Here is a 17,421-nt window from a genome sequence, read left to right as displayed (position 1 = left end):
GTCCGGATCAACGCCTATACTGCGAACCGGACAACCCGCCCCGACTTCCGGACAGCATGAGCAAAAAACACATCGACCTTCTGGATTTCCACGGGCTCCCCGCGCCGGTGTACTTTCGCTATGCCGACTTCGCCGCCCACAGCCATGCGCTGGAGCACCGCCATTCCTGGGGCTGCCTGGAGTATTCGGCCCACGGCGTGATGCACATGGAGATCGCTGGCCAGCGCTTCATGTCGCCACCGCAATACGCGGTCTGGGTGCCGCCGCAGACGCCCCACAGCTTCTACACTTCCCAGCCGATCAACTACCGGGCGGTGCTGCTGGCGCCGGAACTGTGCGCGGAGCTGCCACGGCAGGGCAGCACCCTGGCCATCAGCGAAATTCTCAAGGCAATCCTCAAGGACTTCGCCGCCCGGGACGTGCAGATCCCCGAGGGCGAGGCCGACCAGCGCCTGGCCCAGGTGGCGCTGGACCAACTGCGCCAGGCCCCGGTGCATAACTGTTACCTGCCCTATGCCCGCCACCCCGAGCTGCTGCGAGTGCTCCAGGCCCTGCAGGCCGATCCGGGCAACCACCAGCCCCTGGCCCACTGGGCGCAGCAGGCCCATGTCAGCGAACGGACCCTGGCCCGGCAGTTCGTTCGCGAGCTGGGCATGAGCTTTGGCGAATGGCGCCAGCGCCAGCGTTTCCTGGCGTCCATCGAGGCCCTGGACAGCTCGCGCAGCATCCAGGAAATCGCCTTCGACATGGGCTATAGCAGCGCCTCGGCTTTTATCGCGATGTTCCAGCGCCAGGCCGGTTGCACCCCCGAGCAATACCGCCGGGCCGGCCTGCAGAACAGATGAAGGTGTAACAGGCTTTGTCTACACTGCGCAGGAGGCCGTGCCCGTCGGCGCGGTGACAAGGAGAAAACTCCATGAAGATGTTGCGTATTCCGTTGTTGATGGTGGGCCTGCTGCTGTGCTCCCAGGGGTTTGCCGCCACCGCCCAGCAGAACAAGATGACCAGCTGTAACGCCGAAGCCACCGCCAAGAGCCTCAAGGGCGATGAGCGCAAAGCCTTCATGAGCACCTGCCTCAAGGCCGCCCCGGCTGCCGCCACTACCCCTTCCACGCCTCAGGAAAGAATGAAGACCTGTAACGCCGACGCCACTGCCAAGGCCCTCAAGGGCGATGCGCGCAAGGCGTTCATGAGTGATTGTCTGAAGAAGAAATAGGCCTCTGTCGGCGGGCCAAGGTATCGAATCTGTGACCGAACCTTGGCTTGCATCGGCTATTCTGGATTTTGTGGATCACGTAACTCATTATTTTTCAATGAGATAAATCCTATTTTTACCGTTCGTCGCTTTTTTATTATGTAAATTTTTTTACATTTACACTTTATTCCCTTCGAAAACAGGTGCCGGGATGCACCTCGCGTACGTTCGGTTTGCCGGTGTGCGTGATTTCAGGGAATGAAAGGCATGTCGCGTTTTGGCTTGTTCAGGCCTGTAGTAGCGTTTTGTGCTTTATCCGCGTCATTGGCCCTCGGCGCCGCGCCGTTGCAGACGCCGGGTGATCGCGACTTGATCCGTGATCGCCAACAGCAGTTGCTGCAAGAGCAGCAGAAGCGTCTCGACGAACTCCAGCAACTCCCCGGCAAGACCTTGCCCACCGAGCCTGCCCCGCAACCGGGGGAGCAGCGCTGTTTCACCATCAGGACCGTGACGCTCAAGGGTGCCGACCACCTGAGCGCCGCCGACCGCGAACGCCTGGTGGCGCCCTATCGCGATCAGTGCCTGTCGGTGGCGCAGATCAATACCCTGCTCAAGGCCATCACCCACCACTACCTGCAGCAGGGCTATGTCACCACCCGTGCCTACCTGCCGGCCCAGGAACTGGCCGCGGGGGAGCTGACCATCGTGGTGGTCGAAGGCCGCCTGGAAAGCCTGGACAGCTCGGCCCTGGCCAGCTCCCGGGAACTGGCCATGAGCTTTCCCGGCACCACCGGCGAGGTGCTCAATCTGCGGGAACTGGAGCAACTGGTGGACCAGTTGAGCCGCCTGCCTTCGCGCCAGGTCGAACTGGAGCTGGCCCCGGGGGAGAAACTGGGCGACAGCCGCGTCGGCCTCAAGGGCCAGCGCCTGAAACCCTGGCGGGTGACGGCCACCCGCAACAACGGCGGCGACAAGAGCACCGGTGAACAGCAGGCCGGCCTTGGCCTGGACTGGGACAGCCCCCTGGGCCTGGCGGATCAGCTCAGCCTGCGGGCCAACCAGGATACGGTCAGCGACCGCTGGCGCCATTCCGACAATCAGAGCCTGTACTACAGCCTGCCCTGGGGCTGGTGGACCGTCAGTTATTCCTACAGCCAGAGCTACTACCGCACCCGCAATGACAGCACCGGCTTCAACTTCGCCATGGATGGTGACAGCACCAACCAGCAGTTGCGTGCCGAACGGGTACTGCACCGCGACAACCTGAGCAAGACCGGCATGAGCCTGGGCCTGAGCCAGCTGCGCACACGCAACTACATCGACGACAACCTGATCGATGTCTCCAGTAACCGCATCACCGAAAGCCAGCTGGGTTTCAACCACGGGCGGCGCATCGGCAATGCCCTGGTCAACGCCGATATCGGCTGGCAGCAGGGCATCGGTGCCCTCGACGCCCAGGGCCGCGGCAATCCCCATGGCAGTGAGCCCGTGGCCCGTTACAACAAATACAGCCTGACCCTCAGCTACCTGCAGCCCTTTCGGCTGTGGGACGAGAACTTCAGCTTCGACAGCCTGGCCACTGGCCAGCGCAGTGAGGATGTGCTCTTCAGCCCGCAGCGCATCAGCCTCGGCGGGCTCAATTCGGTGCGCGGCTTCCAGGACCAGACCCTGTCCGGCAACAGCGGCGGTTATTGGCGTAACCAGCTGCGCTGGCGCCGCGCGGTGACCTGGCCGGCGCTGCAACCCTTTGTTCAGGAATACGGCATGGCCTTTGCCTATGACGTCGGGGTGATCAAGGCCGATCGCTACAACCATGACGCCAAGGGGCGCATGAGCGGCAATGCCCTGGAATTCAATGCCCGCGGCCAGTACCTGGCCGCATCCGTCAGCTTCGCGCGCTCCCTGGAGCGGCCGGCAATTATCGAGAGGCGAGAGCACCCGGTGTACTTCCGGGTCGACCTGTTCTTCTGACTCGCCCGCCACGTTATTCAATGGATGATTCGCACATGGACGTACGCAAGCCTTTTGCCCAATGCATTGCCCTGTCGCTGTCGGGGATCCTGTTTCTCAACCCGATCGTCAGTGTGGCCGCCGGGCTGACTCTGGACCCGGCCGCTGGCGGTAACGCCACCATTGGTGCGGCGGGCAACGGCGTACCCATCGTCAATATCAACGCCGCCAATGGCGCCGGTTTGTCCCACAACAAGTTCAGCGAATACAACGTCGGCAGCAACGGGCTGATCCTCAACAACGCCACCGGTTCGACCCAGAACACCCAACTGGGCGGCTACATCATCGGCAACCCCAATCTCAAGGGGCAGGCGGCCCAGGTCATTCTCAATGAAGTCACCGGCAGCAATCGCAGCAAGCTGGCGGGATACACCGAGGTCGCCGGACAGTCGGCCCGGGTGATCGTCGCCAACCCCCATGGCATCACCTGTAACGGTTGCGGCTTCATCAACACTCCGCGGGCCACCTTGACTACGGGCAAACCGGTGATCGAAGGGCAGAAGCTCGATCGCTTCCAGGTCGACGGCGGCGACATCAGCATCGAAGGCGCCGGCCTCAATGCCAGCAACATCGATCAGTTCGACCTGATCACCCGCAGTACCAAGCTCAATGCCGACCTGTACGCCAAGAAGCTCAACGTCATCACCGGGCGCAACGACGTCAAGGCCGACGACCTGAGCGTCACGGCCCGGGACGCCGACGCCAGCGCCAAGCCGGAGCTGGCCATCGACAGCTCGGCCCTGGGCGGCATGTACGCTGGGGCCATCCGCCTGGTGGGCACGGAAAAGGGCGTGGGCGTGAACATGTCCGGGGAAATGGCGGCCAGCACCGGGGACATTCAGATCGATGCCAACGGCAAGGTTACGGTGGCCGGCATGGGCGCCAACCAGGCCATCGCCATCAAGGCCCAGAGCATCGAACTCAAGGGCAAGGCCTATGCCGGCAGTGAGGCGACCCTGCAAGCCGCCGAGCAGATCCAGGTGCAGACCAGCCTGGCGGCCCGAGATCGGGTGCAGGTGGTGGACGCAGCGCGAGTGGTCAACCACGGCATCATTGAAGCCGGGGTCAACAGCGATAACAGCCGCAACGATCACGGCGAGGTCAAGCTCAACGCCGAGCACCTGGAGAACCACGGCAAGGTACTGGCCAGTCGCAACCTGGAACTGACCGCGCGGCAGGCCCTGAACAACCAGAACGGGGTGATCCAGGGACCCAAGGTCGAAGTCAAGGCCGCGCGGCTGGTCAACCAGGGCGAGCAGGCCCGGATACTGGCGTACAACGAGCTGGTGCTGACTACTCCGGCCATCGCCAACCTGGGGGGGCTGATCCGTTTTGGCGAGCGCCAGGCCGCCAGCCTGACTCTGGACAGCCTGAACAACAATGGCGGACGCCTGGAAGTGGCGAGCGCCGAGCTGACTCTCAATGCTCGTGAGGTGAGCAACCAGCAGGGCTCGATGATCGCTGATCAGATCGATATCAGCGCGGAGCGGCTGGACAACCGGAAGGGCCTGATCGGTGCCAGCCAAGGCAGCGCCACGTTCAAGGTCAGCGAGCGGTTGAACAACAACGGCGGTCGACTTCAGGCCCAGACCCTGCTGGAAACCCAGGGCGGGGAGTTGCTCAACCAGGGCGGCAAGTTGCTTGCCGACCAGATCAAGCTGGCCGGCAAGCGCCTGGACAACAGCCAGGAGGGCCTGATCAGCGCCGAAAAGGGCGCGTTGCACGTCAGCCTCGATCAAGACCTGATCAACGCCGGTGGCAAGCTCCAGGCCACGTCGCAGCTCAACCTCAAGTCCGCCAGTGTGGACAACCGCGGCGGTAATCTGATCGCCCCGCAACTGATCCTCAACAGCAGCGGCACGCTCGGCAACCAGGGCGGTACCCTCAGCGCCGACGACCTGGAGTTGCACACCGCCGACATCGACAACCAGGGTGGCCTGCTGCAAGGCAAGGACAACCTGCTGCTGGAGGCCCGGGACCTGGCCAACAACAAAGGCCGGGTGATCGGCAATGTACTGAGCGCCAACCTCGACAGCCTCAGCCAGAACCAGGCCGGGGTGCTGAGCGCCGAGACTGGCAAGCTGACGTTGACCGTCAAGCAGCATCTGAACAACGCCCTGGGGCATTTGCAGGCGAAGAACGGCGATGTGCAGATCGTCTCGGGCAGCCTGAACAACCAGGGCGGTGTGGTGGTGGGCAATCAGTTGCTGCTGACCAACAGTGGCCTTTTGGACAACCGTGGCGGGCAATTGGCCGGTGATCGGCTGACCGTCAGCACCCAGCGCCTGGACAATCAGGCCTCCGGCCTGCTGGCGGCGGGCAGCGATGGCTTGCTCCTGACATTGACGGCGGACGCTATGGCGCCGGGGCAACTGCTCAATAGCCAGGGCCGCCTGCAAAGCGATGGGCATATGCAGATCAACGGTGGGCAGTTGAACAACAGCGGCGGCGTACTGCTGGGCCGCAGCGTCGGAATCGATGCCGCTAGCCTCGACAACAGCGCCAAGGGCGCAGTGGTGGCCAGCCAGGGGACGCTGGATCTGCAGCTCAACCACGGTGCACTGAACAACAACGCCGGTGTCATCGACGCCGGTGAACAGAGGCTGCGAGTGACCCAGGGTGGGCAACTGGACAATCTGGGCGGCACCCTCAAGGGCAAGCGCCTGGAGGTCGAGGGCTCAGTCCTGGATAACCGCCAGGGACAATTGCTGGCCGGTAGCGATGGCTTGAACCTGGTCGCCGGCGGCCTGAACAACGCCCAAGGGATGATCCTGGCCCAGGGCGGCCACGGCGAAGTGACGCTGGGCCTGGGCACCCTGGACAACCGCGGCGGCACCCTGCAGGGCGCGAGCCTGGGGATCACCGCCGGGGCCGTGGACAACAGTGCCCTGAACGGCAAGGCCGGGTTGATCAGCAGCCAGGCCGGAGCGCTCAAGCTGGTGGTGGATCGCCTCACCAACCAGGCCGGCAAGCTCTACGCCAATGGTTTGCTGAGCAGCACCGGGCAGACTCTGGACAACCGCTTTGGCGGTGAAATCAGCGCCCGGCAGTTGGACCTGACGAGCGCGGCCAATCTCTACAACCAGGGCGGCCTGGTGGAGTCCGCCGGCTCGCTGCTGCTGGTGGGCGGCACCCTGGACAACAGCGCCGGTGGGCGCATCCGCGCGGTGGGCGGGGAGCAAAGCCGGATCACCCTGGGCGGCGCCCTGAACAACCAGGGCGGCAGCCTGGCCGTGGGCTCCAGCGCCTTCAACCTGAGTGCGGCCAACCTGAACAACGTCGGCGGGGGCGTCGAGCACGCCGGCAGTGGCCTGTTCAAACTCGACCTGGGTGGGCTCTCGGGCTTCCAGGGCCGCATCACCGGCCTGGGCCGGGGCGACTGGGACATCGGCTGGGTGGACCGCAGCGGCCTGATGCAGCTCAACGGAAACCTGGACCTGAGCATCGGGGGCGACCTCAACCTGAATGCCGGCGAACGCATCGCCAGCGCCAGTGGCCTGCGGGTGGGCGCGGCGACCCTGAACAACGCCGGGGAGCTGGCCAGTGACGGCTACCTGACCCTGGACCTGGGGGGCAACCTGAACAACAGCGGCCTGCTGTCGTCCCGGGGCAAGCTCACGGTGGGGGCCGGCAACCTCAGCCAGTACGGCGGCCGTATCGCCAGCGGCGGCGACACCGAACTGAACCTGCGTGGCACCCTGGACAACCTGGGGCGCCTGATCGCCAGCCAGAACCTCAACGTCTCCGCGGCGCAGATCAACAACCGCGGCACCCTGGGGGCCCTGGGGCAGATGCAGCTGCGTTCCGGCAATGGCATCAGCACCTCGGCGGACACCCTGATCTACAGCGGTGGCGACATGCTGCTGCGGGGCAACAGCCTGAGCAACAGCTATGGCGACATCTACAGCACCGGCAACCTCAGCTTCACCGCCCTCGACGGTGGTCGTGCGGCCCTGCTCAGCAACCGCTCCGGGACCATCGAAAGCGAGGGCGACATGAGCCTCAACGTGGCGTCGCTGCAAAACGCCATGGACAAGTACCAGGTCGGCGAAACCATTACCCAGCGCAATATCGTGATCAATTGCACTGACTGCTCCGGCGATCACTACACCTCCACCTACATCGTCAACACCACCTATGAAGGCACCCTGGGCGAGCACTCCGCCGGTGCGCGTCTGGTGTCCAACCGTGACCTGACCATCAATGCCGACACGGTGGAAAACGATCAGAGCCTGATCGCCGCCAACCGCGATGTCTCGATCACCGCCAACAATCTCTACAACCGCGGCCTGACCCTGAATCAACGGGTCGAGAGCATCAGTTATTTCCTCCATGGGGTTTCCCCGGGCGAGTTCCACGCGGCTGAACGGGCCACCCTGGCGTGGAACGCCGACAATGCCAATCGCGCGCCGGGCCAGCAGGACCCGCTGCCGACGGAGGTGACCCAGTACCCGATCTACCAACCCGCCAGCCACACGGTGATCAAGCCGGGCACCCAGACCGCCTACGCCTCCACCTTGCAGGCCGGCCAGCACCTGTACCTGCAGGTCAGCGGCACCCTCGAGAACGGCGTGCAGAACGAACAGAGCCGCGCCCAGCTCACCGGGCAGACGCTGCAGAACAACCTGTCCCAGGTCGGCGGCCAGGTGATCACCGTGAATGCCCAAAGCTCCGCGGCAGCCAACCAGGTAGCCAAGGACGTGCAGCGTATCGAAAAGGTCGGCGCCGACGGCACGACCCAGGTCAGCTTCGTCCCGGTGGATTTCTTCGGCGTGCCGTTCGCCGCCGTGGACCCGACATCGCTGTCGAGCTTCCGCGTGCCCCAGGGCGAGTACGGGCTGTTCGTCAAGAGCCAGAATCCCCAGGGCCGCTACCTGATCGAAACCAACCCGACCTTCACCGACCTGTCGCGCTTCATGAGCTCGGACTACATGCTCGGCAACCTCAACTACAACGCCGACCAGACCTGGCGCCGCCTGGGCGACGGGCTGTATGAAACCCGGCTGATCCGCGACGCCGTGCTGGCTCAGACCGGCCAGCGCTTCCTGGCCGCCGGGCTGACCAGCGACTACGACCAGTACCGCTATTTGATGGACAACGCCATCGCCTCCAAGGACCAGTTGCAACTGAGTGTCGGGGTGTCCTTGACCCCGGCCCAGGTGGCCTCGCTGACCCACGACATCGTGTGGATGGAAACCCGCGAAGTGCAGGGCGAAAAAGTGCTGGTGCCGGTGCTGTACCTGGCCCAGGCGGAAACCCGCAACCTGCGCGGCGGCAGCCTGGTGCAGGGGCGCGACATGACCCTGATCGCCGGTGGCGACCTGAGCAACGTCGGCACCCTGCGGGCCAGCAACGACCTGAGCGTGAATGCCAGCGGCAGCCTGTACCAGGGCGGCCTGATCGAAGCCAACGAGCGGGTCAGCCTGATGGCCCAGGACAGCGTGCGCAACGCCCTGGCCGGGGAAATCCGCGGCAACCAGGTCAGCGTCACCTCGATCAAGGGCGACATCATCAACGACCGCACGGCGGTGGCCGTGGGCTATGGTTCGGGCAGCCGCACCATCCTCGACCAGGGCAGCCAGATCACCGCGCGCCAGCAACTGGACCTCAGCGCCGGCCGCGACCTGACCAACCTCGGCCAGCTGGCCAGCGCCGGCGATGCCAAGCTCAGCGCCGGTCGCGATATCGATTTACTGGCCGTGCAGGACCACAGCTTCACCCAGAGCGCAATCCGTCGCGGCCTGGTGACCCACGACTCGGTGCAGACCCTGGGCTCCAGCGTGAGCACCGGTGGCAACCTGGAACTCAATGCCGGGCGCGACCTGGCGGTGGTCGCGAGCAAGGTCGACGCAGGCCATGACCTGTCCCTCAATGCCAAGCGCGATGTGGTCATCGCTTCGGCCCAGGACGAGCAGTCCTCGACCTTCAGCCAGAAGAAAAAAGGCTCCTGGGGCAAGAGCAAGACAACACAGGGCGCCGATTCCTCGACCAGCAACGTGGCATCCGAAATCAGCGCCGGGCACGACCTGATGGTCAACGTCAGCCAGGACAAGGATGGACGCATCAGCCTCAACGGCGGGCGCGACGTCACCGTGATCGGCAGCCAGCTCAAGGCCGGCAACGACCTGCTGGTGGGCGCCACCCGGGATGTCAGCCTGGTTTCGGCCCAGGAGCAGCAGGACAGCTCCTACAGCCAGAAGAAGAGCGGCAGCTTCGGCCTGAGCAAGAGCGGCAACAGCCGCACCTCCAGCACCACCACCCAGGTGGGCAGCGAGTTGAGTGCCGGCAACGACGCCGTGGTGATCGCCGGGACCAACGTCAACCTTTCGGCCAGTTCCATCGAAGCCAAGCGCGATGCCGAAGTACGTGCTGGGCTGATCGACAAGAACGGTGACATCAACCTGATGGACGCGGCCAACACCTCCAGCAGCCAGAGCGAGAAGTACAAGAGCAAGGTCGGCTTCTCCAGTTCCGGCAGCTTCACTTCGATCGCCTCGGCGAAGAAATCCGGCCAGGAAAACCTTCAGTCCCAGAGCGTCGGCAGTGTGGTCAGCGGTGGGCGTGACACCACCCTGCAAGCCTCCCGCGACGTCAACATGATCGGCAGCACGGCGGCGGCCGAGCGCAACCTCACGGTGGGGGCGGGCCGCGACATCAACGTTCTGGCCGGCAGCAACAGCTCGGACCAGAGCAACTGGAAATCCGAGAAACACGTCGGGCTGTCCCTGGAAAGCGATCGCAATGGTGTCACCGCGTTCCTGGGCAGCGAAGGCCTCAAGCAGAAGTCGCGCAATGCCGAGCAGACCGTAGCGCCGAGCCAGTTGCTGGCCGGGCAGGATGCAACCATCAAGGCCGGGCGTGACCTGACCCTGGAAGGCTCGCGCGTGGATGCCGGGCGCGATATCAACTTGCAGGCCGGGCGCGACATCAGCATCGACGCGGGCAAGGAAACCTCGATCCAGGAACGCAGCAAGAGCCGTGATCGCAATGGCCTGACGGTCAACGTCAGCCACAACTACGGCAACACCATGGATGCCCTCAAGGGCACCGGCAAAGGCGAGGACAACACCAGCAAGGCCTCCAGCGTGTTGAGCACCGTGGATGCGATCAACCAGTTCACCTCGGGCCCGACCACCGCGACCCACTTCGGTACGGCCAGCCAGTCCAGCAGTTCGCGCCAGGAAGTGCACGGCAGCAGCCCAACCAGCCTCGGGGCCGGTCGGGACATCAGTGCGGTGGCAGGCAACGACATCAACATTCGCGGTGGCCAGTTCGACGCCGGGCGCGACATCACCCTGGTGGGGCGTGACATCAATGTGGACGTGGCCCGCGGATCGATCTCCGAAGAGAGCAAGACCGCCCGCAGCCAGGGTGGCATCAACGGCCAGAGCGGCGGCGGCAGTGCCCGTGCCGGTATCGGTGGCAGCAACGGTGTGGCCAACGAGCAGATGCACCAGGGCACCAACACCCCGTCGGTGTTCCTGGCCGGGCGCGATGTCAGCCTTGAGGCGCGCAACAACCTGACCCTGATCGGGACCCAGGTCCATGCCGGTCGCGATATCGACCTGGGGGCCGGCAATGACCTGACCATCCGTGCTGCGCAGAACGATTCCAGCAGCGAGTCCAGCCGTCACAGCGGCGGTGGCGAAGTGGGCCTGGCAGTGGGCGGCAAGGACTTCATCTCGGTCTATGCCAGCGTCGACATGGGCAAGGGCCAGTTGGACCGGGACAACCAGCGGCAACAGAACGCCAATCTGGTGGCCGGCGACCAGCTGCGTTTCAGCAGCGGCAAGGACACCACCATTGCCGGCGCCACCCTGCGTGGTGGCGAAGTCATCGGCCGGGTGGGCGGCGACCTGACCGTGTCCTCGGTGCCGGACACCGGCAAGGTCAGCGGCAAGGAGCTGGATGCCAGCGTCACCGTGAGCATCGGCCTGGGCGGCGGTGGCAGCGTCAGCGGTTCCCTGGGCGTGGGCAAGACCACTGGCAATACCAACTGGATCCAGGAGCAGACCAGCATCACCGGCAAGAACGGCGTGGACATCCGCACCGAGAAGCACACCCAGCTCGATGGCGCGCTGGTCGCCGCCGACAACGGCAATCTCAAGCTGGACACCGGCACCCTGGGCTTCCGTGATATCTCCGGCCAGGACAAGGAGCACAGCTACTACGTCAACGCGGGTGGCACCTTTGGTTGGGGCGGCGGTGACGGCGCCAAGGCCACCGGTGGCAAGGACGTGGCCTTCACCACCGACAACAGCCAGGAAGGCAAGACCGGCGCCTCGGGCTGGAGCGTCAGTGGCTATGACTACCGCAAGGAGCGTGAGCAGGAAGTGCGCGCCACGGTGGGCGCGGGCACCATCACCGTGCGCAACGACGCCAAGACTGGCGCCGACTCCACGGCGGGCCTGAACCGTGATCCGTCACGGGCCTATGAGATCACCAAGGACAATGAAAAGCGTACCGACCTGTATGTGTCTCAATCGTCCCTGGAGGCGGTGGGCCATCCGGTGCAGACCCTCAATCAATGGGCCCAGGGGCTCAAGGACTATGGCAAGAATGCGTCGGCGGCTTTTTCCCAATACGGTGATCTGACCAAGGCGGCGGACAAGGCACTGGCAGACAACCCGGCATTGGCACCCCTGGCCTGGATACCGGGGTTCTTGCAGAAAGCCATGGATGAGTCGGCCTACTTCACCGGCGGAGTGATGCCGGGCGTCATCAGCCATGGCGGCGTCATCACCCAGGTCCCGGCGCTGCTGACGGGGGACATGAGCTTCTATCATGTGACGATGCAGTACAAAAAGGACAAAGATGGCCATGTCTTCATCGACCCGAAAACCGGCAAGCCGGTTATGGATGTGGATGCGACACGCGACAGCCTGAAGACCCTGCTGACACCTGACGGCAACGGCGCGGTGTTCACCAACGGGATTCAGAACTCGCTGGATGCGGCGCTGGTCAATGGCGGCATGCAGACCGGCCAGGACCAGTTCATGCAGGCCTATAACCCGGAACACGGCCTGCTGGGAGACCTGGTGGAGTCGCTGTGGGATGTGATGCTGGGCGGTGCCGTGCGTTCGGGGAACGCACGGCAGCTCAGCGACTTCCTTGGCGCCGGTATAGATCAGGGCAACAAGCTGGATGTCTTCGGGCACAGCCAGGGCGGCTTGCTGACGTACCGGGCCATTGCCGGGCTCAATTTCAATGTCAATGGCAATGCGGGCAGCATCCAGCTGTCGGGCGCGCCCGTCGGCTCGACGGACTTCTTCGCGGCAGCCAAGAATGCCGGGTTCGATATCAGTGAAGGGGCGTTCTTCCAGGTCAACCGGTCGACGTCGAGCATGCTTTTCAATACGTTGCCGGTGACCGATACAGTGTCCGACTTGCTGGGGCTGAATGCGTGGCACTCGTCCGATACGGTTACCCGATTCTTCGGGGCCGCGGCCACTACAGGCAAGTTGTTGGGCGCGGACAGTCCTCACTCCAACTACCTGTGTGTGGCCAAGGATATCTGCGGCGGGGCTAACAGCGGGCTGCAAGAGACCTTCAAGAAGACCGACAAGTACATCATCCCGACCTTGATCGATCAGTATGGCAACGACAAATTACTGGGTGCGCAATGAAGGCTGCACGGATAGCGCTGATAGTACTGACCAGTGGGTTGCTGCCGGCTTGCGGCGGCCCACCCCTGGTCTATGAAAATGCGCGCCTGGATTCCCGCATGCTGTGCACCGAGGGCGCGAAGCGGGTCACCCTGATGCAGCGCTACTCCTTCGATTTACCTGGGCCGTATCGGCATGCGCCGTGCGGCACCGTCACCGGTGGCTTCGACTATGAAAAGGGCCAGGACGCGCTGTCGGTCGGCACCTCCGGAACCTTCTCCTACGGCACTGTCCAGGTGACGGCTGGGGCGTTGTACATGCGCGTCAACAGCTTTCTCGATGGCTGGGGGGATGGTCTGCTCTATCCGCAGCAGGCCTTTCTTGAGGATCTGCTGGCCAGGCAGGCGCTGCCATCCCATACCGGTGTCAAGCCCAGCAGTCTCGACTGGGTGAGCATGCAGGGCTATCAATGCCTGCGCTCCTATGAGCGCTGGGAAGGGACCGCGGTGGGCATTCTCGAAGACAAGGTCAAGTACTGGTGCTGGGAACAGGAAAGCGGCCTGCAACAGCCTTTCTATGTCCATGCCGGCCAGCGCCTGCCCCTGGGGAGCAAGGGCTATGACCTGGATCAGGTGTTCATCGTGCCGTTCTTCCAGAGTCTGAAGATCAACCCCTTGCCGGCGCCGGTGCTGGCCAAGGCTCGAACCGATATTCAAAAGGCTTGTGCCCACATCAAGTCGCGCTATGACCAGAACCTGAGATGGGGCGATGACTACCCGGACAAGCGCCTGACGTTGACCCGCCTGCGCTACTGCGGCTACGACGTGCCGCTGCCCGATCTTTCAGCCCCGGTGCCTCAGGCCAAAACCGACTGAACCTTCGTCCGTCACAACACTCAAGTAGCCTGTAGGCCCGCATCCTTACGGCGCCTGCCACTATTCCTCAGGGGTGAAGGCTGGCAGACTGCCGGTCTTTTCCCCGCTGTCTGTCTTGAGGCTGTATGCCAACGTTTTCACAGCGTCATCTGTTGTTCATCAGTTGGATCATCATCTTCGGTGGCCTGTTGCTGGCCTTGCCCCTGCGTCTGTTGCCCAGCCTGTTGGCCGGTCTCTTGGTGTTCGAGCTGGTCAACATGCTCACTCCGCAATTGCAGCGGCTGATCGAGGGCCGGCGCGCGCGCTGGCTGGCGGTGGCGCTGCTGGGCACCCTGGTGGTCAGTCTGCTGACCCTGCTGTTCGCCGGGGCCATCAGTTTCCTGTTGCATGAAGCGGAGAACCCCGGCGCTTCGCTGGGCAAGTTCATGGTGGTGGTGGACAAGGCCCGGGGTCAGTTGCCGCCGTTCCTCGATTCCTATCTGCCGGCCAGCGCCGCCGAGTTCCAGGCCGCCATCGGCGCCTGGGCCAGCAAGCACCTGAGCGAGCTGCAACTGGTGGGCAAGGACGCGGCGCACATGTTCGTGACCCTGCTGATCGGCATGGTCCTGGGGGCGATCATCGCCCTGCAGCGCATTCCCGACCTGACCAAGCGCAAGCCCCTGGCGGCGGCGCTGTTCGATCGCCTGCACCTGCTGGTCCAGGCGTTTCGCAACATCGTCTTCGCGCAGATCAAGATCTCCCTGCTCAACACCTTCTTCACCGGGATCTTCCTGGCCCTGATCCTGCCGCTGTTCGGGGTCAAGCTGCCGTTGACCAAGACCCTGATCGTGCTGACCTTCCTGCTCGGCCTGCTGCCGGTGATCGGCAACCTGATCTCCAACACCCTGATCACCATCGTCGGTTTGTCGCTGTCGATCTGGGTGGCGGTGGCGGCGCTGGGCTACCTGATCTTCATCCACAAGCTGGAATACTTCCTCAACGCGCGGATCGTCGGCGGGCAGATCAGTGCCAAGTCCTGGGAACTGCTCCTGGCGATGCTGGTGTTCGAGGCCGCCTTCGGCCTGCCCGGAGTGGTGGCAGGGCCGATTTATTATGCGTACCTGAAGAGCGAACTGAAACTGGCAGGCTTGGTGTAACAGCAGCGGCAAGCTTGCAGCTTCAAGCCGCAAGCTAAAGCCGACTGCGCTCTTGCCTTTACTTGTGGCTTGCCGCTTGAAGCTTACCGCTGCCTTTATCCGTAACGTTTCTTGGCCTCGATCGCCAGGCCGCTGCCGATGCTGCCGAAGATGTTGCCTTCCACGTGACGGGCATTGGGCAGCATGGCCGCCACGCTCTGGCGCAGCGCCGGAATGCCGCTGGAGCCGCCGGTGAAGAACACCGTATCGACCTGACCCACGCCGACATCGGCGTCACCCAGCAACTGGGTGACGCTGGTGCGGATGCGTTCCAGCAGGCCGTCGATCGACGATTCGAACAGCGCCCGGCTCAAGTCGACGCTCAGGTCGCGCTCGATGCGGTCCAGGGCCACCAGGCGGCTTTCGGCGTGGGTCAGCTGGATCTTGGTTTCTTCCACTTCCATGGCCAGCCAGTGCCCGGCGCGTTGCTCGATCAGCTTGAACAGGCGATCGATGCCGCCGGTGTCCTCGATGTCGTAGCGCATGCTGCCCAGGGCCAGCTGGGACTTTTGCGAGTACACCGAGTTGATGGTGTGCCAGGTCGCCAGGTTCATGTGGTGGCTGGTGGGCATGTAGGCGCCGCTCTTCATCCGGCTGCCGTAGCCGAACAGCGGCATCACGCCCTGCAGGCTCAACTGCTTGTCGAAGTCGGTGCCGCCGACGTGCACGCCGCCGGTGGCGAGGATGTCGTCGTGACGGTTGTCGACGCCACGGCGTTCGGGGGACAGGCGCACCAGGGAGAAGTCCGAAGTACCGCCGCCGATGTCGACGATCAGCACCAGCTCTTCGCGCTCGATGGTGGACTCGTAGTCGAAGGCCGCGGCGATCGGTTCGTACTGGAAGGACACGTCCTTGAAGCCGATCTTGCGCGCCACTTCCACCAGGGTGTCTTCGGCTTCCTGGTCGGCGGCAGCGTCGTCATCGACGAAGAACACCGGGCGGCCCAGTACCACTTGCTCGAATTCCCGACCGGCGGCGGCCTCGGCGCGGCTTTTCAGCTGGCCGATGAACAGCCCCAAGAGGTCCTTGAAGGGCATGGCGGTGCCCAGCACGCTGGTGTCGTGCTTGATCAGCTTGGAGCCCAGCAGGCTTTTCAGCGAGCGCATCAGCCGGCCTTCGTAGCCTTCCAGGTATTCGTGCAGTGCCAGGCGGCCGTACACCGGACGGCGCTCCTCGATATTGAAGAACACCACCGAAGGCAGGGTGATCTTGTCGTCCTCCAGGGCGATCAGCGTTTCCTCGCCGGGGCGCAGCCAGCCGACGGTGGAGTTGGAGGTACCGAAGTCAATGCCGCAGGCCCGGGCCGGGGTGGCGTTGTTCATGTCTTTGGATCCGGTGAAAAAAACGGCCGCGCAGCGTACGCCAGTCGTCGCGCGTTGCAAAGGCCGACTATGTGCTAAATCGCAACCCGTGGTGCCTTGAAAGACTATCCTTGACCCCCAAACTTGCAGGCATGGGCCGAGCAGTCGTCCAGGGATCACAAGATCCGCCCGCGGCTGCCGATAAACTTCTGATGCGCCGTTCAGTCAGAGGATTGAGATTGATCAATTCTCATGCTGCCAGACCGAGCATGCTGTGCTGTACGCCGCGCGACTTTGATAACGGATGGTGACTCCCTCGATGGACTTCAAAGACTATTACAAGATTCTCGGCGTGGAGCCGACAGCGGACGACAAGGCGATCAAGGCCGCCTATCGCAAGCTGGCGCGCAAGTACCACCCCGACGTCAGTAAGGAAAAGGATGCCGAGGCCAAGTTCAAGGATGCCTCGGAAGCCTACGAGGCGTTGAAAAGCGCCGACAAGCGCGCCGAATACGACGACCTGCGCAAGTACGGCCAGCATGGCCAGCCCTTCCAGGGGCCGCCGGGCTGGCAGAGCCGTGGCGGCTTTGGCGGTGGCGACGGTGGTGACTTCTCGGACTTCTTCAGTTCGATCTTTGGTAACCGGGGGCCAGGATTCGGCGGCCCGGAACAGCGCCGCAGCAGCGGTCGTCGTGGACAGGATGTGGAAATGGAACTGCCGATCTTTCTTGAGGAAACCCTGTCGACCGAGTCGAAAAAGATCAGCTTCCAGGTGCCGCAGTACAACGCCGCCGGCCAGCACGTGAGCAACACCAGCAAGAGCCTGAACGTGAAGATTCCGGCCGGGGTCACCGACGGCGAGCGCATCCGCCTCAAGGGCCAGGGCGCGCCGGGCGTGGGCGGCGGAGCCAATGGCGACCTGTACCTGACCATTCGCTTCGCGCCGCATCCGAAGTTCGATGTCGAAGGCGAGAACCTGATCATCACTCTGCCGCTGGCCCCTTGGGAGCTGGCGCTGGGGACCGAGGTGGCGGTGCCGACCCTGACCGGCAAGATCAACCTCAAGGTTCCGGCCGGCAGCCAGAACGGCCAGCGCATGCGCGCCAAGGGCCACGGCCTGCTGAACAAGGCCGGCCAGCGTGGCTACCTGTTCGTCCAGCTCAAGGCGGTGATGCCCAAGCACACCGGCGACGACGTCAAGGCCTTGTGGCAGGAACTGGCGAAGAAGGCGGCGTTCGACCCTCGGGAAAATTTCTGATT

The 17,421-nt window shown here is 63.8% G+C and carries 8 protein-coding genes; 7 read left to right on the top strand and 1 reads right to left on the bottom strand.

Annotation, left to right across the window (positions count from 1 at the left end; translation table 11 throughout):
• Positions 1-56 precede the first annotated feature (56 nt).
• From DNK59_RS14250 to DNK59_RS14225, 6 genes are all read left to right on the top strand, one after another.
• Entirely contained in the window at positions 57-845 is a 789-nt protein-coding gene (locus DNK59_RS14250; RefSeq protein ID WP_110723594.1) for a helix-turn-helix transcriptional regulator, read from the top strand.
• Between the two features lie 71 nt (positions 846-916).
• Positions 917-1,216, top strand: coding sequence for a PsiF family protein (locus DNK59_RS14245; protein WP_092319159.1), 300 nt, complete (start codon positions 917-919; stop codon positions 1,214-1,216).
• A gap of 246 nt (positions 1,217-1,462) precedes the next feature.
• Positions 1,463-3,166 carry a ShlB/FhaC/HecB family hemolysin secretion/activation protein gene (locus DNK59_RS14240; RefSeq protein WP_110723593.1) on the top strand — a complete coding sequence of 568 codons (1,704 nt, stop codon included), beginning with the start codon at positions 1,463-1,465 and terminating at the stop codon, positions 3,164-3,166.
• A 35-nt stretch (positions 3,167-3,201) separates the two neighbouring features.
• Positions 3,202-12,831 (top strand): hemagglutinin repeat-containing protein, encoded by a 9,630-nt coding sequence (locus DNK59_RS14235; RefSeq protein WP_110723592.1) that lies wholly within the window; start codon positions 3,202-3,204, stop codon positions 12,829-12,831.
• 98 nt (positions 12,832-12,929) lie between these two features.
• Positions 12,930-13,685 (top strand): hypothetical protein, encoded by a 756-nt coding sequence (locus DNK59_RS14230; protein WP_256596366.1) that lies wholly within the window; start codon positions 12,930-12,932, stop codon positions 13,683-13,685.
• 125 nt (positions 13,686-13,810) lie between these two features.
• Positions 13,811-14,821 carry an AI-2E family transporter gene (locus DNK59_RS14225; RefSeq protein WP_092319165.1) on the top strand — a complete coding sequence of 337 codons (1,011 nt, stop codon included), beginning with the start codon at positions 13,811-13,813 and terminating at the stop codon, positions 14,819-14,821.
• Between the two features lie 95 nt (positions 14,822-14,916).
• Here the strand turns inward: DNK59_RS14225 and DNK59_RS14220 are convergent, their stop codons facing one another.
• Positions 14,917-16,182 (bottom strand): Hsp70 family protein, encoded by a 1,266-nt coding sequence (locus tag DNK59_RS14220; protein WP_110723590.1) that lies wholly within the window; start codon positions 16,180-16,182, stop codon positions 14,917-14,919.
• Between the two features lie 298 nt (positions 16,183-16,480).
• Here DNK59_RS14220 and DNK59_RS14215 point away from each other — a divergent pair, with 298 nt between their 5' ends.
• Positions 16,481-17,419: a DnaJ C-terminal domain-containing protein gene (locus tag DNK59_RS14215; protein WP_060841868.1), complete on the top strand. Its 939-nt coding sequence runs from the start codon at positions 16,481-16,483 to the stop codon at positions 17,417-17,419.
• Positions 17,420-17,421: the final 2 nt, after the last annotated feature.

The organism is Pseudomonas sp. TKO26, from assembly GCF_003225665.1.
GTDB lineage: Bacteria > Pseudomonadota > Gammaproteobacteria > Pseudomonadales > Pseudomonadaceae > Aquipseudomonas > Aquipseudomonas saponiphila.
The sequence above is the reverse complement of the archived record's forward strand: the minus strand, read 5'-3'. Positions and strand labels throughout refer to the sequence as shown.